This window comes from Bradyrhizobium sp. Arg237L, assembly GCF_029990105.1.
In the GTDB taxonomy this organism is placed as follows: Bacteria; Pseudomonadota; Alphaproteobacteria; order Rhizobiales; family Xanthobacteraceae; genus Bradyrhizobium.
The window spans coordinates 28,389-48,117 of the sequence record NZ_JAQMIL010000014.1 but is presented as its reverse complement, the minus strand read 5'-3'; the positions used below and the strand labels follow the sequence as shown (position 1 = coordinate 48,117).

General features: G+C 63.2%; 18 protein-coding genes. 12 read left to right on the top strand and 6 right to left on the bottom strand.

The features are described from left to right. Positions 1-24: 24 nt before the first annotated feature. The 8 genes from sufB (at position 25) to OZ411_RS11055 (ending at position 6,824) form a co-directional block, all read left to right on the top strand. Positions 25-1,521, top strand: coding sequence for a Fe-S cluster assembly protein SufB (gene sufB, locus OZ411_RS11090; protein WP_130578800.1), 1,497 nt, complete (start codon positions 25-27; stop codon positions 1,519-1,521). Between the two features lie 60 nt (positions 1,522-1,581). Beyond that, positions 1,582-2,331 (top strand): Fe-S cluster assembly ATPase SufC, encoded by a 750-nt coding sequence (sufC, locus tag OZ411_RS11085; protein ID WP_282527956.1) that lies wholly within the window; start codon positions 1,582-1,584, stop codon positions 2,329-2,331. A gap of 18 nt (positions 2,332-2,349) precedes the next feature. After that, the gene (gene sufD / locus OZ411_RS11080) at positions 2,350-3,675 is read left to right on the top strand and encodes a Fe-S cluster assembly protein SufD (protein ID WP_282527955.1); all 1,326 of its coding nucleotides are present in this window, start codon (positions 2,350-2,352) and stop codon (positions 3,673-3,675) included. Continuing rightward, complete coding sequence (locus tag OZ411_RS11075; RefSeq protein WP_282527954.1) at positions 3,672-4,919, top strand: cysteine desulfurase; 1,248 nt, start codon at positions 3,672-3,674, stop codon at positions 4,917-4,919. The genes sufD and OZ411_RS11075 overlap by 4 nt, the downstream gene beginning before the upstream one ends. Further along, the gene (locus OZ411_RS11070; RefSeq protein WP_130578796.1) at positions 4,916-5,290 is read left to right on the top strand and encodes an SUF system Fe-S cluster assembly protein; all 375 of its coding nucleotides are present in this window, start codon (positions 4,916-4,918) and stop codon (positions 5,288-5,290) included. Before OZ411_RS11075 ends, OZ411_RS11070 begins: the two co-directional genes overlap by 4 nt. A 6-nt stretch (positions 5,291-5,296) precedes the next feature. Next, positions 5,297-5,710: a VOC family protein gene (locus OZ411_RS11065; protein ID WP_282527953.1), complete on the top strand. Its 414-nt coding sequence runs from the start codon at positions 5,297-5,299 to the stop codon at positions 5,708-5,710. A gap of 121 nt (positions 5,711-5,831) precedes the next feature. Further along, entirely contained in the window at positions 5,832-6,221 is a 390-nt protein-coding gene (locus OZ411_RS11060) for an iron-sulfur cluster assembly accessory protein (protein ID WP_130584210.1), read from the top strand. 174 nt (positions 6,222-6,395) lie between these two features. Further along, complete coding sequence (locus OZ411_RS11055) at positions 6,396-6,824, top strand: TfoX/Sxy family protein (RefSeq protein WP_130584211.1); 429 nt, start codon at positions 6,396-6,398, stop codon at positions 6,822-6,824. A 186-nt stretch (positions 6,825-7,010) separates the two neighbouring features. Here OZ411_RS11055 and OZ411_RS11050 read toward each other — a convergent pair whose 3' ends face one another. Together OZ411_RS11050 and OZ411_RS11045 are read right to left on the bottom strand one after the other, a co-directional pair. After that, a complete protein-coding gene (locus tag OZ411_RS11050) occupies positions 7,011-8,078 on the bottom strand; it encodes a GGDEF domain-containing protein (protein ID WP_208831097.1) in 1,068 nt (355 codons plus the stop codon). Between the two features lie 212 nt (positions 8,079-8,290). Continuing rightward, positions 8,291-9,706: a DEAD/DEAH box helicase gene (locus tag OZ411_RS11045; RefSeq protein WP_282527952.1), complete on the bottom strand. Its 1,416-nt coding sequence runs from the start codon at positions 9,704-9,706 to the stop codon at positions 8,291-8,293. Between the two features lie 537 nt (positions 9,707-10,243). On the opposite strand from OZ411_RS11045, the gene OZ411_RS11040 reads away from it, so the two are divergent. Both OZ411_RS11040 and OZ411_RS11035 read left to right on the top strand, forming a co-directional pair. Beyond that, positions 10,244-11,713: a caspase family protein gene (locus tag OZ411_RS11040; RefSeq protein ID WP_282528015.1), complete on the top strand. Its 1,470-nt coding sequence runs from the start codon at positions 10,244-10,246 to the stop codon at positions 11,711-11,713. Between the two features lie 206 nt (positions 11,714-11,919). Continuing rightward, entirely contained in the window at positions 11,920-13,170 is a 1,251-nt protein-coding gene (locus OZ411_RS11035; protein ID WP_282527951.1) for an FAD-dependent oxidoreductase, read from the top strand. A 1-nt stretch (position 13,171) separates the two neighbouring features. On the opposite strand, the gene OZ411_RS11030 is transcribed toward OZ411_RS11035, so the two are convergent. The 4 genes from OZ411_RS11030 to OZ411_RS11015 form a co-directional block, all read right to left on the bottom strand. Next, complete coding sequence (locus OZ411_RS11030) at positions 13,172-13,942, bottom strand: glucose 1-dehydrogenase (protein WP_282527950.1); 771 nt, start codon at positions 13,940-13,942, stop codon at positions 13,172-13,174. A gap of 163 nt (positions 13,943-14,105) precedes the next feature. Then, positions 14,106-14,885: an autotransporter domain-containing protein gene (locus OZ411_RS11025; protein ID WP_130578369.1), complete on the bottom strand. Its 780-nt coding sequence runs from the start codon at positions 14,883-14,885 to the stop codon at positions 14,106-14,108. A 216-nt stretch (positions 14,886-15,101) separates the two neighbouring features. After that, positions 15,102-17,159: a DNA topoisomerase IV subunit B gene (gene parE, locus OZ411_RS11020; RefSeq protein ID WP_282527949.1), complete on the bottom strand. Its 2,058-nt coding sequence runs from the start codon at positions 17,157-17,159 to the stop codon at positions 15,102-15,104. Positions 17,160-17,298: 139 nt separating this feature from the next. Beyond that, positions 17,299-17,667 (bottom strand): hypothetical protein, encoded by a 369-nt coding sequence (locus OZ411_RS11015; protein ID WP_130578371.1) that lies wholly within the window; start codon positions 17,665-17,667, stop codon positions 17,299-17,301. 178 nt (positions 17,668-17,845) lie between these two features. Between OZ411_RS11015 and OZ411_RS11010 the strand changes: the two genes are divergently transcribed. Together OZ411_RS11010 and OZ411_RS11005 are read left to right on the top strand one after the other, a co-directional pair. Next, positions 17,846-18,376, top strand: a complete 531-nt coding sequence (locus OZ411_RS11010; RefSeq protein ID WP_130578372.1) for a DedA family protein — start codon at positions 17,846-17,848, stop codon at positions 18,374-18,376. A 128-nt stretch (positions 18,377-18,504) separates the two neighbouring features. Further along, positions 18,505-19,494: an MBL fold metallo-hydrolase gene (locus OZ411_RS11005; protein ID WP_282527948.1), complete on the top strand. Its 990-nt coding sequence runs from the start codon at positions 18,505-18,507 to the stop codon at positions 19,492-19,494. Positions 19,495-19,729 lie beyond the last annotated feature (235 nt).

Genomic DNA, 19,729 nt, shown 5'->3' with positions numbered 1-19,729 from the left:
TTGAAACCGCGAGCGGAGGATTAAATGCCTGCTGTACAGGAGACGGTCGACCGTGTCCGACGGATCGACGTCGATCAGTATCGATATGGGTTCGAGACGCTCATCGAGTCCGAAAAGGCCCCCAAGGGGCTGTCGGAAGATATCGTCCGCTTCATCTCAGAGAAAAAGAACGAACCGGCCTGGATGCTGGAATGGCGCCTGGAGGCGTACCGCCGCTGGCTGACCATGACCGAGCCGACCTGGGCGCGCGTCAACTATCCCAAGATCGACTACCAGGACCTCTATTATTACGCGGCGCCGAAGCCGAAGAAGACGCTGTCGTCGATCGACGAGATCGATCCGGAGATTCTCAAGACCTACGAGAAGCTCGGCATTCCCTTGCGGGAAGTCGCGATCCTCGAGGGTGTCGAGCCGCCTCCGGGCGGGGAGCCGTCGGAACAGCGCAAGATCGCGGTCGACGCCGTCTTCGACTCGGTGTCGGTTGCGACCACCTTCCAGAAGGAATTGAAGAAGGCCGGCGTGATCTTCATGCCGATCTCGGAAGCGATCCGCGAGCATCCTGAACTCGTGAGGAAGTATCTCGGCAGCGTGGTGCCGACGACGGACAACTTCTTCGCCACGCTGAACTCGGCGGTGTTCTCCGACGGCTCGTTCGTCTACGTGCCGCCGGGCGTCCGCTGCCCGATGGAACTGTCGACCTATTTCCGCATCAACGAGCGCAACACCGGCCAGTTCGAGCGCACGCTGATCATCGCCGACAAGGGCTCGTATGTCTCTTACCTTGAAGGCTGCACTGCGCCGCAGCGCGACGAGAATCAGCTCCACGCCGCCGTGGTCGAGCTCGTTGCGCTCGATGACGCCGAGATCAAATATTCGACGGTGCAGAACTGGTATCCCGGCAACTCGGAAGGCAAGGGCGGCATCTACAATTTCGTCACCAAGCGTGGCGATTGCCGCGGCGACCACTCGAAGATCTCCTGGACCCAGGTCGAGACCGGCTCCGCCATCACCTGGAAATATCCGAGCTGCATCCTGCGCGGCGACAATTCGCGCGGCGAGTTCTACTCGATCGCGATCTCGAACGGTTACCAGCAGGTCGATAGCGGCACCAAGATGATCCATCTCGGCAAGAACACCTCGAGCCGGATCATCTCCAAGGGCATCGCCGCCGGCAAGTCGCAGAACACCTATCGCGGCCTCGTCACCGCGCACCGCAAGGCCATCGGCGCGCGCAACTACACCGCCTGCGACTCGCTCCTGATCGGCGACAAATGCGGCGCGCACACCGTGCCTTACGTCGAGGCGAAGAACTCGTCGGCGACGTTCGAGCACGAGGCGACGACCTCGAAGATCTCCGAGGACGTGCTGTTCTACTGCGTGCAGCGCGGGCTGAGCCAGGAGGAAGCGGTCGGCCTCGTGGTCAACGGCTTCGTCAAGGACGTGCTGCAACAGCTCCCGATGGAGTTCGCGGTTGAGGCGCAGAAGCTGATCTCGATCTCTCTCGAAGGTTCGGTTGGATAATCCTCATCCCTGGCGGGCCTGCCGTACCGGCGCCTCGGGGTGACATCTAGGAAAACTGTAATGGCATTGCTTGAAGTGAAAGACCTGCAGGTCCGTGTCGAGGATCGCGAGATCCTCCATGGCCTGTCGCTGACCGTGAATCCGGGCGAGGTGCACGCGATCATGGGGCCGAACGGCTCCGGCAAATCGACGCTCTCGCACGTCATCGCCGGCAAGCCGGGCTATGAGGTCACCGGCGGACAGATCCTGTTCCGCGGCGAGGATCTCTTGGAGATGGCGCCCGACGAGCGCGCCGCCAAGGGCGTGTTCCTGGCGTTCCAGTACCCGGTCGAAATCCCCGGCGTCGCCACCATGAATTTCCTGCGCACTGCGCTGAACGCGCAGCGCAAGGCGCGCGGCGAGAGCGAATATTCGACACCGGACTTCCTGAAGAAAGTCCGCGAGGTCTCCAAGTCGCTCAGCATTCCGCAGGACATGCTCAAGCGCGGCGTCAATGTCGGCTTCTCCGGCGGCGAGAAGAAGCGCAACGAGATCCTGCAGATGGCGCTGTTCGAGCCGAGCCTCTGCATCCTCGATGAAATGGACTCAGGTCTCGACATCGACGCGCTCAGGATCGCGGCCGACGGTGTCAACGCGCTGCGTTCGCCCGAGCGTGCCATGGTCGTGATCACCCACTACCAGCGGCTGCTCAACTACATCGTGCCGGACTATGTGCACGTGATGGCCAAGGGCTCGGTGGTGAAGACTGGCGGCAAGGAACTGGCGCTGCAGCTGGAAGAATCCGGCTATGCGCAGTTCGAAGACGCCTAAGCCTGAACGGAATTCGTGATGAACGTCGTGTTGGCAAAAACCGATACCGGGCGCGCGGTGAGCACCAGTTTTGCGCTCGCGCGCGAGCGGTTGCCTGGCTCCGGCAAGGTCGCTGAGCAAAGGCGGCAGGCCTTTGAGGCCTTTGAGGGCGCGGGCCTTCCGCACCGCCGGATCGAGGACTGGAAATATACCGACCTGCGCGCGTTGATGCGCGAGGTGTTGCCGCTGGCGGCTGCACCCGATGCGGCGGCTCTGTCGCGCGCGGAAGCCGCGCTCAAGCTGCATACGATCGAAGGCACGCGGCGGCTCGTGCTGGTCGATGGCGTGTTCGCGCCAAAGCTTTCCGATCTCGGCAAGGGCGAGAAGGGCCTTTCGGTCCGCACGCTGCGCGAGGTGCTGGAGGCGGGGGACGGCCCGCTACAGGGCGAGTTGCTGGCATCAGATAACTCCAATCCCATGATCGCGCTGAACACGGCGATGGCGACCGACGGCGTCGTGATCGAAATTGCCAACGGCACCGTGTTGGAGCAGCCGCTGCACGTGGTCCATGTCGCAAGCGTGGGCGCACCGGCTGCGATGTTCACGCGTTCGCTGCTCCGGCTCGGCCGCGACGTGAGCGCGACGCTGGTGGAAAGCTTCGTCGCCACCGAAGGTGCAAAGGCGTATCAGACCTACGACTCCCTGATCGTTTCGCTCGGCGACAATGCGCGGCTCGATCATCTCCGCCTGATCGAAGACGGGTTAGAGGCCTTCAACATTGCTTCCGCCGCGGTGACGCTCGGCGCGCATGCGCAGCTCAACACCTTTGGCATGGTCTCGGGCGCTGGTGTCAGCCGCTATCAGCCGACCATCGTCTTTGCGGGCGAGGGCGCGCGGGTCGACACCAACGGCGTCAATCTGATCAAGGGTCGGCAGCATGCCGACACCACGATGTTCATGGATCACGCGGTGCCGCACTGCGCCAGCCGCGAGGTGTTCCGCGCCGTGATCGACGACCGCGCCCACTCGGTGTTCCAGGGCCGCATCGTCGTCCGTCCGGACGCGCAGAAGACCGACGCCAAGATGATGACGCGGGCGCTCCTGCTCTCCGACGAGGCCGAGGCCGACAACAAGCCGGAACTCGAGATTTTTGCCGACGACGTCACCTGCGGCCATGGCGCGACCACCGGCGCGCTGGACGAAAGCCTGTTGTTCTATCTGCGTGCGCGCGGTCTTCCCGAGAAGGAAGCGCAGGCGCTCCTGATCCAGGCCTTTGTCGGCGAGGCCATCGAATCGATCGCGAACGATTCGCTGCGAGAGCATGTGATCGCGGCGGCACAGCGCTGGCTGGAGGCACGGGGATGAGTACGCATCCGGCGGTCGCCAATGGCGCTTACGACATCGCGCGGGTGCGCGCGGATTTTCCGGCGCTGGCGCTTAAGGTCTACGGCAAGCCACTGGTCTATCTCGACAACGCGGCCTCCGCGCAGAAACCGAACGCGGTGCTCGACCGTATGGCCGAGGCCTACAAGACCGAATACGCCAATGTGCATCGCGGCCTGCACTACCTCGCCAATGCCGCGACCGAGGCTTACGAAGGCGCCCGCACCAAAGTGGCGAAGTTCGTCAACGCGCGGCGCAGCGAAGAGATCATCTTCACCCGCAACGTCACCGAGGCGATCAACCTGGTCGCCTCGTCATGGGGCGAGCCCAATATCGGGCAGGGCGACGAGATCGTGCTCTCGATCATGGAGCACCATTCCAACATCGTGCCCTGGCATTTCCTGCGGGAGCGGTATGGCGCTGTCATCAAATGGGCGCCGGTCGACGACGACGGCAATTTCCTGATCGAGGAATTCGAGAAGCTGCTCTCGCCGCGCACCAAGCTGGTCGCGATCACGCAGATGTCGAACGCGCTCGGCACGCTGGTCCCGGTCAAGGAAGTCGTCAGGATCGCGCATGACCGCGGCATTCCCGTGCTGGTCGACGGCGCGCAGGGTGCCGTGCATTTGCCGATCGACGTCCAGGACCTCGACTGCGATTTCTACGCCTTCACCGGCCACAAGGTTTACGGCCCGACTGGCATCGGCGCGCTCTATGCCAAGCACGAGCACCTGGTCGCGATGCGTCCGTATAACGGCGGCGGCGAGATGATCCGCGAGGTCGCAAAGGACTGGGTCACCTATGGCGACCCGCCGCACAAATTCGAGGCCGGAACCCCGCCGATCGTCCAGGCGATCGGGCTGGGCGCTGCGATCGACTACGTCAATTCGATCGGCAAGGAGCGCATCGCCGCCCATGAGCACGACCTGCTCACCTACGCCCAGGAGCGCCTGCGCGAGATCAATTCGCTGCGGCTGATCGGCACCGCCCGGGAGAAGGGGCCGGTGATCTCCTTCGAGATGAAGGGCGCCCACCCCCATGATGTCGCGACCGTGATCGATCGCCAGGGCATTGCGGTGCGCGCCGGCACCCATTGCGTGATGCCGCTCTTAGAGCGGTTCAATGTCACAGCCACGTGCCGGGCCTCGTTCGGCATGTATAATACGAGGGAAGAGGTCGACCATCTGGCGCAAGCCTTGATCAAGGCCGGGGAATTGTTCGCATGACCGAGACAGCCGACGACGTCAAAACCGCCCATGTGGAGACGAGCTCCGCCTTGCCGCCGGAAGAGACCGAGCGTCTCAGCCAGGAGATCGTGGCCGCGTTGAAGACGGTGTTCGACCCGGAAATCCCGGCCGACATCTATGAGCTCGGATTGATCTACAAGGTCGATCTCAAGGACGACCGCAGCGTCGACGTCTTGATGACGCTGACCACGCCGAACTGCCCGGCGGCCGGCGAATTGCCGACCATGGTGGAGAATGCGCTGGCCAGTGTTCCCGGCATCGGCGTCGTCAACGTCAACCTGGTCTGGGAGCCGGCGTGGACGCCGGATCGGATGAGCGACGAGGCCCGTCTCGTGCTCAACATGTGGTGAGGGTCATTGCCGAAGCTATCCGGTGTCATCGAGACCGCACTCTATGTCGATGACCTCGACCGCGCCCGCGCGTTCTACACCGATGTGCTTGGCCTTGAGCCGCTGACGAGCGATTCGCGGTTTATGGCCTTCGACATAGGAGGCCGCAATGTGCTGCTGCTGTTTCGTCGCGGCGCCACGCTCGAGACGGTTCATCTGCCGGGCGGCACCATTCCGCCGCACAACGGCAACGGCCCGATCCATGCGGCCTTTGCCATCGGCGCGGACGAACTGCCGGCCTGGGAAAAGCGGCTCGGCGAGCACGATGTCGCGATCGAAGGCAGGACCGATTGGCCGCGCGGCGGCAAGAGCATCTACTTCCGCGATCCGGACAATCACCTGCTGGAACTGGTCACACCGGGAGTATGGGCGATCTACTAGGCGAGGCGTTCGGAGAAGTTCTAGCCAATTGCGAACATGAGACCTTCACAGCCGGAATTTCGTTGTTATTTTTGAGACGACAGACTTTGCCGCTCTGCGTCGTAGGGAGAGAGCCGCCGCAATGGACACCATCGCACCAGTTGCTAAGCCGAAGCCGCGGCCGCGCCCGCAGGTGATGAGGCTGACAGACGCCGCGGCAGCGCGGATCACGGAACTGACCAAGCGCGCCGATTCTGAGATCGTCGGCCTTCGCGTCGGCATCAAGAATGGCGGCTGCGCCGGACAGTCCTATACGGTCGAATACGCCCACGAAATCCGGCCGACCGACGAAGTGGTCGAGGACAAGGGCGTGAAGATCCTGGTCGATCCCAAGGCGGTCCTGTTCCTGCTCGGCACCGAGATGGACTACAAGGCCGATAAGATGCAGGCGCAGTTCATCTTCAACAACCCGAACCAGGTCTCCGCCTGCGGCTGCGGCGAGTCGGTGCAGCTCACGCCGGCGAAGGTGTAACGAGCTGCCGCAGCTTGCGCTGACCTCATCCTGAGGAGGCCGCGCTGCGGCCGTCTCGCAGGATGGCCGCGGGCACAGTGGGGCCTCATGGTTCTCAAGGCGATGCGGAGCATCGTCCGGAGACGCCGCTGCGCGGCTCCTCACCATGAGGGGTGAGAGTGGGGCTGGCGCATGATGGACCGCGAATTCCTGATCGACCTGTTTGCGGATTTCGGCCCAGTCACCATCCGCCGCATGTTTTCCGGCTACGGTATTTCCGCTGATGGCACCAATTTCGCATTATCGCTGCGGGCCGGGCTCTATTTTCGTGCCGATGAAGAGACCATTCCGCGGTTTGAAGCGGAAGGCTCGAAGCCGTTCCAATATCAGACGAGCACCCGGACCGTTACGGTGAACTCCTACTGGCAGTTGCCGGCGCGGTTGTTCGACGATTCGGAGGAGCTGGCGCAATGGGCAAGGGCCGCACTCGCCGCCGCGCAGCGCGCCGCGTTGCGCAAGCGGCCGAAGGGGAGGAAGGCGGCGAAGAAGGCCTCGGCAAAGAAAGCCAAGAAGACGCCAAGTCGTAGGGTGGGCAAAGCGAAGCGTGCCCACCGTTCCAGATAGCGCGTGCGATGGTGGGCACGGCGCAAGTGCGCCTTTGCCCACCCTACGCAGCTCCAGCCCGTCATTGCGAGGAGCGCAGCGACGAAGCAATCCATGTCTCCACAAGCGGTGAGATGGATTGCTTCGCTTCGCTCGCAATGACGGGGAAAGAGCGTGCTGGAAAACGCGAAAACCGCCGCGAAGCCGTCAAGCAACGCGGCTGCGGATCTCGGCGGTGTATTCGGGGTCGACTTCGCAGACCACGCGATTGCGGCCGGCGCGCTTAGCGGCATAGAGGCAGGCGTCGGCACGTTCGATCAGCGCATCCGTGTCGTCGCCCGGCTTCAGCAGGGAGACGCCGACCGAGATGGTGACGCGGCCGAGAATCTCGCCGGTGGATTTCTTCTTCAATTCCTTCGCCATCACGGCGCGGCGGATGTGGTCGGCCACCGTCAGCGCCTGGCGTAGGCTGGTGTTGGGCAGCACGACCGCGAATTCCTCGCCGCCGTAGCGCGCGGTGATGTCCTGGCCCTTGATGGTCTGCTTCAAGGACATGCCGACCAGCCGCAGCACCTGGTCGCCGGTGAGATGGCCGTAGGAATCGTTGAACGATTTGAAATGGTCGATGTCGAACATCAGGAGCGACAGCGGCTGGTCATTGGCGATCGCGGTCTGCACTGCCATCTCGATCGAGCGGTCGAAATATTTGCGGTTACCGAGTCCAGTCAGCGGATCGGTCAGGCTCTCGGCGCGGATCGCCTCCAGGCTGTGCTGGAGATTGCTGATTTCGGTCTTTGACAGCGCCAGGCGATTCTCGAGCGCCTTGTTGGTTTCGCGCATCTCGTGCGTGGACTTCACAAGCTGCTCGATGATCGGCTTGAGCTGGTCGCGATTCTTCACGCCCGCGAGCCTTTCGCTGGCGCCGCTCAGGCTTGCGTCGTAGCTCGCGGACATGCCGAGCGCGTCCGAGATCAGCGTCACGACATCGTCGATCTCGCCGATGACACGCGCGCCGACTTTGTCGATACGATCGGAGGTCTTGATGTGAGAGAGATAGGTCTCGTAGATCTGCTCGAGATCGGCTTCGCTCAGCTTGCCGTTGCGCGCCAGAGTCTCGTTGATGATCTTATTGAGCGGAGCGTTGTATCCGGTCGCATAGACGTACCAGATCTCGTAATTGCGGGGGACGGCGGTCTGACGAAGCGACCTGATCTGGCCAAGCGCAACCTCGGCAAAAGCCATCGTGCGTTCGTGTTCGTCCAGCAGCTTGACCACTGATCAAGTCCCCAATGCCGAGCCGCGCCGCTCAGCCGCAATAACTAAAAGTATCGTTGCCACGCTAATGGAGGATAATGAACGCCCCGTAAATAGGGGAATCCCACGCCGCGCGCCGACGATTCTGATGGAAGAATCGGCGGCACGAAAAAAACGAACCAAGCCAAGAGATTAGGGCGTCGGCCTGATCCGGGCCGACGCTGTGCAAAGCGCTAGACGCGGGCCCGCACGGGGCGCAGCAGAAACGCAGGGAGATGCGAATGATCGGCCGGCTCTGAGTCGACGTCGCGCTGCGTGCGTCGCGGCTCCGGACGGCCGATCGAAGGCACGCGCGGGCTAGTGGCGGCCGGCGGCTGCGAATTGGCATTGCGGCTATCGCGGCCGTGACCAACTCGCGGCTCACGTTCGCGCCGCGAGTTGCGGCCGCTGCGCTCGCGCGATCCGTCGCGCCGCCGCGCCTCGCGCGGCTGCTCGTCGGTCTCGTTCTCATCCGATTGAATTGTGAAGTCGCCTTCAGCACGCGGGATCGGCTGGCCGATCAGCTTCTCGATCGCAGCGACCGACTTGGTGTCGAGCGGCGTGACGATCGAGATTGCGGTACCGGTGCGGCCCGCGCGGCCGGTGCGGCCGATGCGGTGAACGTAGTCGTCGGGATGATGGGGGACGTCGAAATTGAAGACGTGGCTGACGGCGGGGATGTCGAGGCCGCGGGCGGCGACGTCGGAAGCGACCAGCAGCGGCAGCTCGCCCTTGCGGAACTGATCGAGCGCGGCCGTACGGGCGGACTGGTCCATGTCGCCGTGCAGCGCGCCGACGCTGAAGCCGTGCTTCTGCAGCGACTTGTGAAGAACGGCGACTTCGCGCTTGCGATTGCAGAAGATAATCGCGTTGTTGAGATCTTTGGCCCCGCGCAGCAGGCGGCGGAGGATTTCGCGCTTCTGGTGCGGCTCGCGCCCCGCGGGCACCTGCGATTGCGTGACGGTGACGGCGGCGGTGGCAGGCTTGGAGACTTCGACCTTCACGGGGTTGTGGAGGAAGGCCTCGGTGATGCGCCGGATTTCCGGCGGCATGGTGGCGGTGAAGAACAGCGTCTGTCGGGTGAAGGGCACTAGTTTGCAGATGCGCTCGATATCGGGGATGAAGCCCATGTCCAGCATGCGGTCCGCTTCATCGATCACGAGCAGCTCGACGCCGGTGAGCAATAGTCCGCCGCGCTCGGTATGGTCGAGCAGCCGGCCGGGGGTTGCGATCAGGACGTCGACGCCGCGGGTCAATTTGCTGTCCTGGTCGCCGAACGAGACGCCGCCGATCAGGAGCGCCACGTTGAGTTTCTGGCCGGCGCCATAGCGGTCGAAGTTTTCCTTCACCTGGGCGGCGAGCTCGCGCGTCGGCTCGAGGATCAGGGTCCGTGGCATCCTTGCCCGGGCCCGGCCTTTCTCGAGGATGGTGAGCATCGGAAGCACGAAGGCCGCGGTCTTGCCGGTGCCGGTCTGGGCGATGCCGAGGACATCGCGGCGGGCGAGAACGTGGGGAATCGCCTGTTCCTGGATGGGCGTGGGATTGGTGTATCCGGTGGCCGCTACGGCGGCCAAGACCTTGTCGGAAAGGCCGAGATTGGAAAAAGACATTGAGCCTCTTGTCGACACCGCCGTTCGGAATCGAGGGTAAAAAGGCTGCCGCGTTTCGCCCCGAAACGGCGCGCTTCTGAAAAAAGCTCGGGGGCTCTGACTGACGCTGACGGGCGGCAAACTCAGGGAATCGCGTTTCGATCCAAGGCCGCGTTGACAGGAACATAGGTTCGAAATCGCCAAAGTCAATCTGGGAACCGCCTAAATGGCCGAAAAAGCTTAATGTTTTCGCACAAATAACGGGCGAGCTGTCATTTGGCCGTCAAATGGCGGGGCGGTACTGACGGAGCGCGAAACCTCGTACACTGAACCGGTTGGGGCGGTGTACCGACTATGGCATCGACGGTCGCGCGTTACGGGGCGCCCAGAGCATGATCCGGAAAAGTGGAAACCGTTTTTCCCTCGCGACAAACGCGAAGCGTTTGCGCGGAGATCATGCTCAAACAAAGAGATGAGATCATGATCCGATTCCGTCTAATCGGATCATGATCTAGTGAGACGGGGCAGAGAATGGCTGGCTTTCTTTCGAGAGTTCTGATGGTCGCGGGCATTGCCCTGGCATCGGCAACTCTCGCCGCGCCGGCGCGTGCGGAAAAGCGCGTGGCGCTGGTCGTCGGCAACAATGATTACAAAAACGTCCCGAAACTGCAAAAGGCGGTCAACGACGCCCGCACCATGGGGGACACGCTGAAGCAGCTCGGCTTCTCCGTGATGATCGCCGAGAACCAGAACCGGCAGCAATTCTCCGAGACGCTGCTCGCCTTCGACAAGGCGATCGAGCCCGGCGACACCGCGTTCTTCTTCTATGCCGGCCATGGCTTCGAGATCGCCGGCCAGAATTTCCTTTTGCCGACCGACGTGCCGGCGGCGACCGAGGGCCAGGAGGAACTGGTGCGCGACGCATCTGTTCTCGCCGATCGCATCGTCGAGCGCCTGCAGAACAAGAAGGCGCGCACCTCGATCCTGGTGTTCGACGCCTGCCGCAATAATCCGTTCGAGCGGCCGGGAACGCGCGCAGTCGCCGGCGGCGACGGACTGGCGCCGATGACGCAGTTGCCGGAGGGCGTGTTCTCGGTGTTCTCGGCAGGCCCGCGCCAGACCGCCCTCGATCGGCTGTCGAACGACGATACCAATCCCAATTCGGTGTTCACCCGTACCTTCGCCAAGGAGTTGCTGCAGCCCGGCAAGAATCTCGTCCAGGTCGCCCAGCACACGCGGCGTCTGGTCAGCGAGGCGGCCGAGACCATCAGGCACAAGCAGATCCCGGTCTATTTCGACCAGATGGTGGACGACGTGTTCCTGAACGGCATGGCGAAAGGGCCGGATATGGCGGGAGCTGCCGAGGCACCGCAGAAGCTTGCAGCATTGCCGCCGGTTTCGGTGCCGCGCATTCCGAAGGACGATTCCGTCAACGCGCCGATCGCAAGTTTCTCCCGCCATAATGGCGGCTGGACGGTGGTGTTCTCGCTCGCGGACCCTGCGCTCGGAATCTCCTGGCGGATGGGCGACAGCGGCGATTTCCGCGAGACCGGGTTCATCGATACACTCGATCCGCGCACCCGCAAGCGGATGCCCAATCCGTCGATCGAGTTGGCCGCCGATGCGCCGGCCGGCACCATCCAGGTCCGCTATGTCGATGCGGCAGGCGAGATGCAAGGGCCGTTTCCGATCCGGTTCGACCCCGAAGCGGCATTGATCCGCGACCAGCGCAAGATCCTCGACATGACTGCGACGAGCTGGCTGTCGTTCCGCGAGTTCAACGGGCTCCTGGTCTATTACACCCATCTGATGTCCTATCGCTGCGCGATCCGCGAGGCGCGCGTCGGTATCGACAGCGCGGTGCCGGACAAGGTGCTGAAGATGCCGCCCTGCGATGCCCGCGACCCCAGCGTGATCCCGCACGAGGCGCAGCCCTATCTGAAGCTTGCGCCGCAGACCAAGTCGGTCTCGGTGGAGCTCACCTATCGCGACGGCAGCGTGTCGGAGATCAAGACGTTCCGCCGCTAAGCTCGTCTCTCTCGTCATCGTCCGGCTTGACCGGACGATCCAGTATTGCAGAGGCGCCTGAGCTTAGTGGAGAGGCTGCCGCATACTGGATGCTCCGCCTTCGCGGGGCATGACGGCTGACAGTGATTTCATCAAATTGAGCGTGTCTCGGACGCTATGCTTACACTACAATCGACGTGAAGATCGATGCGGCGTGGAGACAGATCATGGTCGACAACGTGACGCAGCACCCGTCAGCGCGCCGGATAAAGGTGCGCTGCTGCATCGTCGGTGGCGGCCCGGCGGGCATGATGCTTGGCTATCTCCTGGGCCGCGCCGGTATCGATGTGGTGGTGCTGGAGAAGCACGCCGATTTCTTCCGCGACTTTCGCGGCGACACCGTGCATCCCTCGACCCTGCAGGTGATGGATGAACTCGGGCTGATCGACGGCTTCCTCAAGCTGCCGCACCAGGAATTGCAGAAGCTCGAAGGGATGTTCGGCGGCACCAAGGTCCGGATCGCCGATCTCTCCCGCGTCGACGCAAAATACCCATTCATCGCTTTCATGCCGCAATGGGACTTTCTCAACTTCCTGCGTGAGAACGGCAGGCGTTTCGCCTCGCTGCAGGTGCTGATGAGCACGGAGGCGACCGATCTGATCCGCAATGGCGAAGCGGTCGCCGGCGTGAGGGCGACGACGCCCGAGGGCACGCTCGACATCGAGGCCGATCTGACGATTGCCTGCGACGGCCGTCATTCAACGGTGCGCGAGCGCGCCGGACTTGCGGTCGAGGAGATCGGCGCGCCGATGGACGTGTTGTGGTTTCGCGTCGGGCGGCGGCCGGACGAAAACGAGAACCTGTTCGCGCGTGTCGAGCCCGGCAAAATGATGGTCACGTTCAACCGCGGCGATTACTGGCAATGCGCCTATGTGATCGCCAAGGGACAGTACGACGCGGTGAAGGCGAGGGGACTTGCGGCGCTGCTGCATGACGTGGTGCGGCTGGCGCCGATCCTGAAGTCCGGCATTTCCGATGTCAAAGGCTGGGACGACGTGAAGCTTCTGACGGTTGCGATCAATCGCCTGAAGCGCTGGACGCTGCCGGGGCTGCTCTGCATCGGCGACGCCGCGCATGCGATGTCGCCGGTCGGCGGCGTCGGCGTCAACCTGGCGGTGCAGGACGCGGTCGCGACCGCCAATCTGCTGGCCGCAAAGCTTGCGGGCGGCTGTCCGACCGAGGATGAACTCGACGCGGTGCGTCAGCGGCGCGAATTTCCGATGAAGATGACTCAGACGATGCAGACCATCGTGCAGAACAAGATCATCAGCGCTGCGCTGGGGCCAGCCGGCCAGCCGGTCAAGGTTCCGCTAGCGGTGCGGCTGGTCACCGCCATACCCTGGCTGCAGGGCATCACCGCGCGCTTCGTCGGGATCGGCGTGCGCCCCGAACATGTGCAGTCGCCCGCGCTCTCGTGAATCAGCCCATGATCGAATAGCCGCCATCGACGGGGATGGCCGTGCCGGTGATGAAATCGGAAGCCGGGGACGCGAGGAACACCGCTATCCCTGAGAGATCGCCGATATCGCCCCAGCGCGCCGCCGGCGTGCGCGCCAGCACCCGCTCATGCAGCCCGGTGATCTCGCTGCGGCCGCGCCGGGTCAGGTCGGTGTCGATCCAGCCGGGCAGGATCGCGTTGATCTGGATGTTGTCGGCCGCCCAGGCGCAGGCACAGGAGCGCGTGAACTGCACGATGCCGCCTTTGCTGGCGGCATAGGCCGGCGCGAAGCTGGCGCCGAAGATCGACATCATCGAGCCGATATTGATGATCTTGCCGCCGCCGGCCTCTTTCATCGCCGGATAGACCGCCTGCGAGCACAGGAAGGCGCTGGTGAGGTTGGTGGCGATCACGCTATCCCATTCGCCGATATCAAGCGCATGCGGCGGCTTGCGGATATTGATGCCGGCGTTGTTGACGAGGATATCGATCCGCCCGAGCTCGGCTTCGACGCGCTCCACCATGTCGGCGACGGCTTTGCCGTCGGTCACATCGGCGGCGACCGCAATGGCCTTGCCGCCCCGCTGCTGGAGTTCGGCGACTGCGGCCGCCAACTTCTCTTCGTTGCGGCCGACGACGGCGATCGCAGCGCCGGCATCGGCCAGCCCACGCGCCATCCCAAGTCCGATTCCACCATTGCCGCCGGTGACGATCGCAACCTTGCCAGTAAGGTCGAAGAGGGGCGTTCCCATCGTTATTTTCCGTTTCTGTTGAGATCGGGGGAAGATGCCGAATCGGGCGCGCCTTTGCCAGCCCCGGCTGTCGCAGGCGTGCCAGCCTTGCAACGAGCGCCAGCAGCAGACGCAAAAAAGCCCCGGACAATGCCGGGGCTTCTGCCTGCTAGTTCAGCAGAGATCAGTACTTGGCGACGAACGGGGTGCCCCAGTTGAAGCGGTAGACGATCGAGGTGCTGATGGTCTGCACCCAGGGCTTGAAGGTCGTCGAAATTCCCGTCGGCACACCAACGAACGACTCCGGTAGGGAGATGCGGTCGTAGAACGCGGAGCGGTATTCGGTCTTCATGAACCAGCCGGGTGCGCTGATGCCGAAGATGTCGAGGTTGTTCTCAACGCCGCCACCGACGAACCAGCCATCACGACGGAAGGAAGGAGTGGTGACTCCAGTCGGGTTCCCGGCCAGGTCGTTCATGGCCGTGCTCGACCATTCCGAGCCCGAATAGCCGCCGTTGACGTAGGAGTAGACATTCGGTGCAACGAGATAGCCGAGGCGCACACCAGCCGCATAGCTGGTCCGAAGCTTCTGGCGTCCCTCAATATTGCCGATTGGATCGGTCAGCGAACCGCGAAGGCTGCCGAACTGGCCGTCGGCAAACACGCCGGCAACCCACCGGCCGTTGAACTGCCAGTCGTAACCGATACCAACGGTACCGAACCAGCCGTCGCCACCGAGCCGCGTGTCGCGCGACAGCGGAATCCCACCAGCGGTGGTTTCAATGTTGCTGTCGGCGTTCCACAGACCGCCGCCGCCACCGCCAAAGACGTAGAAGCCCGTCCAGTTATAGGCCGGTGCAACGGGCGGCGGCGCCTTCGTATACGGCCGAGCGCCAAGATCAGCCGCCGAGGCCGACCCCGTCAGTGCTGCAACCGCGGCCACAGCGAGCGCCAATTTCTTCATGTCTAAATCCCCAACTTGCATGACGAGCGCCTGACGGCTGCGTCGATTCCATTCCGTAGCTGCACAAACTATAGCTATTTCAACCAGGAATGCTGTTGCGGGACAGGCACACTCGCCTGAAAACGCTCCGGTACTCTTCGGCCCGGAGCGGCCTGCGTACCGCGGCAGGATCAAAAATCTGCCGCGTGTACATAGGGTTAGACTGGAAGGCGATGACTAGACGTCGAGCAGGTCGTCGCTGGCAAATTCAGCCTTGTCGGAAATGAAGGCGAACCGCGCCTCGGCCTTGGTGCCCATCAATCGCTCAACCGAATCGGCGGTGCCCTCGCGGTCGTCGGCAAGCAGAACGACCCGCAGCATGGTGCGCTTGGCCGGGTCCATCGTGGTTTCCTTGAGCTGCGCCGGCATCATCTCGCCGAGGCCTTTGAAGCGGTTGACCTCGACCTTGGCGTTGGCATTGAACTCGCTCTTGATCAGCGCGTCCTTGTGCGCGTCGTCGCGGGCATAGACCGATTTGGAGCCGTGGGTGAGCTTGTAGAGCGGCGGCACCGCCAGATAGAGGTGCCCTTCGTCGATCAGCCGTGGCATCTGGCGGTAAAAGAAGGTGATCAGCAGCGACGCGATATGGGCGCCGTCGACGTCGGCGTCGGTCATGATGACGATGCGCTGATACCGCAGATCCTCTTCGCGGTAATGCGCGCCGGTGCCGCAGCCGATCGCCTGCACGAGGTCGCTGAGCTGGACATTGCCCATCAGCTTGTCCTTGCCGGCAGAGGCGACGTTGAGGATTTTGCCGCGCAGGGGCAGCACGGCCTGCAGCTTGCGATCGCGCGCCTGCTTGGCGCTGCCGCCGGCCGAGTCGCCTTCGACGATGAAGAGCTCGGAACCTGCAAGTCCGGCGTCGGTACAATCGGCGAGCTTGCCGGGCAGGCGGGCCTTCTTGCCTGCGGTCTTGCGCGCGACCTCTTTCTCCTGGCGGCGGCGCAGCCGCTCCTCGGCGCGGTCGATCACGAAATCGAGCAGCCGGTTGGCCTGCACCGGATTGCCCGACAGCCAGTGATCGAACGGATCCTTGATCGCCTGCTCGACGATGCGCTGGGCCTCCGCCGTGGCCAGCCGGTCCTTGGTCTGGCCCTGGAATTCCGGCTCGCGCACGAACACGCTGAGCATCACCGCAGCGCCGACCATGACGTCTTCCGAGGTCACGGATGCAGCCCGCTTGCCCTGGCCGACGCGCTCGGCGTGGTCCTTCAGGCCGCGCAGCAGCGCGCTCCGCATGCCGGATTCATGGGTGCCGCCATCAGGAGTCGGAACCGTGTTGCAGTAGGAGGAGAGGAAGCCGTCGGCGTCCGCCGTCCAGGCCACCGCCCATTCGCAGGCGCCATGGGCGCCGTTGCGGCCCGACTTGCCGGAGAAGATATCCGGATGCACCAGCGTGTCGGCATGGATCGCGGCGGCAAGGTAATCTTTCAATCCGCCGGGGAAGTGGAAGGTTGCCTCCGCCGGCACATCCTCAACGCCCTTCAAGAGCTCCTGGTCGCAATGCCAACGGATCTCGACACCGCCGAACAGATACGCTTTTGAGCGCGTCATCTTGAACAGGCGCTGCGGCTTGAACGTGGCCTTGGCGCCGAAGATGTCGGTATCGGGCTTGAAGCGGATGCGCGTGCCGCGGCGGTTGCTGACCTTGCCAAGGTCTTCGAGCTTGCCCTTGGGATGGCCGCGCTCGAACGTCATGCGGTGGAGCTTCTGGCCGCGCGCCACCTCGACCTCGAGCCGCGAGGAGAGGGCGTTGACCACGGAAATGCCGACGCCGTGCAGACCGCCCGAGGTCTCATAGACCTTGGAGTCGAACTTGCCGCCCGAATGCAGCGTGCACATGATGACTTCAAGCGCGGACTTTTTCGGGAATTTCGGGTGCGGATCGATCGGGATGCCGCGGCCGTTGTCGGTGACCGTCAGGAAACCGTCCGCGGTCAACTCCACTTCGATGAAGGTGGCGTGCCCCGCCAGCGCCTCGTCCATGGAGTTGTCGATGACTTCGGCGAACAGATGGTGGAGCGCCTTTTCGTCGGTGCCGCCGATATACATGCCGGGCCGCCGGCGGACCGGCTCCAGCCCTTCGAGCACCTCGATATCAGCAGCGGTATAGTCAGCCTCAGCGGAACCCGAGCGCGCAGCGACCTTCAGCGGCGCCCGGCCTTTAGGCTCGGCACCGGCGAACATGTCGTCAGTGGATTTGGTTTTTGCAGCGGATTTCAGTGATTTGGACATGGCTCTTCATAGATTGCGCAAACAGCGCGCAGCGAATCAGTCACTCTGACTATGACACGGATAGGCTTAAAAAGTGACCGCCGGGCAGCGGCAATCGATGCCTCGCCCGGCGGTCACAGAAATAGGTAGGAACTCTCGATCAGGCGCGCGAGGTGCGGAACACGATCAGGGCAAACAGGGCCATGGAGCCGACCACCAGCAAGGAGCCCACGACCGGGGCGATCTCGAACGAGGACCCCTTCAGGAGCACGACGGCCACGCCCGCGGGGAACAGGATCGCGCCCAGAATGTGCATCCAGCCTTGGATCCGGGCCAGCATCGTCGCCCCGGCGGCCGGAATCAGGCGGTAATAGAGCCCAAACAGGAACAAAAGCACGCCGCCGACGAGATTCAGATGGGCATGCGCCGGCGCCAGGGTGAAATTTTGCTGGATGCCCATGGCAATGCCGCCCAGCATCCCGAGCAGTAGAACGACGGCACTCACGCACATCATCAACGATCCAATCATCAAAAAACCTCATCCTGTGGGAAAACGCTGCGGCCTTGGGGCCGGGACCTGAAATCACGCCCCTTCCTTCGGCTTTGTGACTTGATTGTCACGCAAGGGGCTGGCTTACCTGTCCTTAGGCTATGAGCCCGCAGAAAGGTTCAAGCCACCAGAGCGGGGCGGGGAAGGCGTTCATTATATGGAAGAATTTGCGCGTGCCGTGGCCGATTTCGTGCGCCACCACCAGGTTTGGGCCGCGCCAATCGTGCTCGTGCTGGCGTTCGGCGAGTCGCTCGCGTTCGTTTCGCTGCTGATCCCGGCCTGGGGCGCGCTGGTCGCGATCGGTGCGCTGATCGGGGTGAGTGGTATCAGCTTCTGGCCGGTCTGGATCGCCGGCGGCATCGGCGCGGCACTCGGCGACTGGGTCTCCTATTGGTTCGGCTACCGCTACAAGGAAAAGGTCGCGCAGATGTGGCCGCTATCGCGCTATCCGGAGATCCTGCCGCGCGGCGAAGCCTTCGTGCGCAAATGGGGCGTGCCCAGCATCTTCATTGGCCGCTTCTTTGGACCCTTGCGCGCCTCGGTTCCGCTCGCGGCCGGTATCTTCGAGATGTCATATTGGCCATTCCAGATCGCCAATTTCATCTCCGCGCTGGTGTGGTCGGCGGTGCTGCTGCTGTTCGGGGACGTGATGGCGCACATCGCCGAGTGGTTGTGGCGAACGGTGTGAGACGTGGAATAAGCGCCCGAGGCGGGGGTTAGCCCCGTCGATACCGGGCGCTCCATTTCCGGTGGATTGGGTCCTTGCAGGAAGCCAACGCGGAATTACCGCGGTCATCGTTTCACTGGGAGAGCATCATGGAAATCACACGTCGTCACGCCCTCGCGGGCGCAGCCGCTATTGCTGCTGCGCCGCTGTTGCCGAACATTCCCGCACAGGCCGCGGCGCCGCTCGCGGACAAGCAGGCGCCGAGCTTCTACCGCTACAAGGTCGGTGACATCCAGGTCACCGTGGTGTCCGACGGCAAGAACGTTTTCAAGCTGGAAGACTCCTTCATCACCAATGCGAAGAAGGAGGAAGTGAACGCGGCACTGGAAAAGGCGTTCCTGCCGCGTGATGTCTTCACGATCCATTTCGCCCCGCTCGTGATCAACAGCAGCGGCAAGCTCATCGTGCTCGACACCGGCAACGGCCCCACGGGCAAGGTCAGCAGCAGAGGCGCTAACGGATTGTTCATCGACCATATGACGGCGGCGGGATTCGATCCCAAGGCGGTCGACATGGTCGTGATCTCCCACTTCCACGGCGACCATGTGAATGGTCTCTTGACGGCGGACGGCACGCCGGCGTTTCCGAACGCCGAGGTGCTGGTGCCTGCCGTGGAGTGGAAGTTCTGGATGGACGATGGCGAGATGAGTCGCGCTCCGGCCGGTCGCATGCAGAATCTTTTCAAGAACAACCGCAGCATCTTCGAGGCGAGCCTTCAGAAGAAGGTGACGCCCTACGAATGGGGCAAGGAGGTCGCGCCGGGACTGCTCGCGGTCGAGACCGCCGGCCACACCCCGGGTCACACCTCCTACGTGTTGTCGTCGGGTTCAGGGAAGGTATTCATCCAGTCCGACGTCACCAACAATCCGAATCCGTTCGCGACCAATCCGGGCTGGCACGCCTTCTTCGATCAGGACGCCGACATGGCCGAGAAGACCCGTCGCCGGGTCTACGACATGGTGGCCGCCGAGAAGCTGCAATTGCAGGGCTTCCACTATCCATTCCCCGGCCTCGCCAATGTCGAGAAGGACGGCAATGGCTATCGGGTGATCCCGGTGCCGTGGAATCCCGTGATCTGAATGGCCCCACGCTCGTTATTCCGGGGCGTGCGCCTTTAGCGCGCGAACCCGGAAGTTGCGGCGGGAGATTCCGGGTTCGACGCTACCGCGTCGCCCCGGATTGACGGCGTTGCGCCTTGACGATCAGGCCCCGCACCCCTATAGCCTCACGCATGATCCATGCTGCGACCAATTTCATCGCCCGCCGCCGCCGCGCTTGCGCGGTATGGGCGGTCGTCTGCGTTTAAGATCATCG

Excerpts from the sequence above, each read along its gene's own strand:
- sufD (WP_282527955.1), top strand. The coding sequence starts at position 2,350 with ATGAACGTCGTGTTGGCAAAAACCGATACCGGGCGCGCGGTGAGCACC.
- OZ411_RS11025 (WP_130578369.1), bottom strand. The coding sequence starts at position 14,885 with ATGAAGAAATTGGCGCTCGCTGTGGCCGCGGTTGCAGCACTGACGGGG.
- parE (WP_282527949.1), bottom strand. The coding sequence starts at position 17,159 with ATGTCCAAATCACTGAAATCCGCTGCAAAAACCAAATCCACTGACGAC.
- OZ411_RS11060 (WP_130584210.1), top strand. The coding sequence starts at position 5,832 with ATGGACACCATCGCACCAGTTGCTAAGCCGAAGCCGCGGCCGCGCCCG.
- OZ411_RS11005 (WP_282527948.1), top strand. The coding sequence starts at position 18,505 with ATGGAAATCACACGTCGTCACGCCCTCGCGGGCGCAGCCGCTATTGCT.
- OZ411_RS11075 (WP_282527954.1), top strand. The coding sequence starts at position 3,672 with ATGAGTACGCATCCGGCGGTCGCCAATGGCGCTTACGACATCGCGCGG.
- OZ411_RS11070 (WP_130578796.1), top strand. The coding sequence starts at position 4,916 with ATGACCGAGACAGCCGACGACGTCAAAACCGCCCATGTGGAGACGAGC.
- OZ411_RS11010 (WP_130578372.1), top strand. The coding sequence starts at position 17,846 with ATGGAAGAATTTGCGCGTGCCGTGGCCGATTTCGTGCGCCACCACCAG.
- OZ411_RS11040 (WP_282528015.1), top strand. The coding sequence starts at position 10,244 with ATGGTCGCGGGCATTGCCCTGGCATCGGCAACTCTCGCCGCGCCGGCG.
- OZ411_RS11055 (WP_130584211.1), top strand. The coding sequence starts at position 6,396 with ATGGACCGCGAATTCCTGATCGACCTGTTTGCGGATTTCGGCCCAGTC.
- OZ411_RS11045 (WP_282527952.1), bottom strand. The coding sequence starts at position 9,706 with ATGTCTTTTTCCAATCTCGGCCTTTCCGACAAGGTCTTGGCCGCCGTA.
- OZ411_RS11035 (WP_282527951.1), top strand. The coding sequence starts at position 11,920 with ATGGTCGACAACGTGACGCAGCACCCGTCAGCGCGCCGGATAAAGGTG.
- sufC (WP_282527956.1), top strand. The coding sequence starts at position 1,582 with ATGGCATTGCTTGAAGTGAAAGACCTGCAGGTCCGTGTCGAGGATCGC.
- OZ411_RS11030 (WP_282527950.1), bottom strand. The coding sequence starts at position 13,942 with ATGGGAACGCCCCTCTTCGACCTTACTGGCAAGGTTGCGATCGTCACC.
- OZ411_RS11015 (WP_130578371.1), bottom strand. The coding sequence starts at position 17,667 with ATGATTGGATCGTTGATGATGTGCGTGAGTGCCGTCGTTCTACTGCTC.
- sufB (WP_130578800.1), top strand. The coding sequence starts at position 25 with ATGCCTGCTGTACAGGAGACGGTCGACCGTGTCCGACGGATCGACGTC.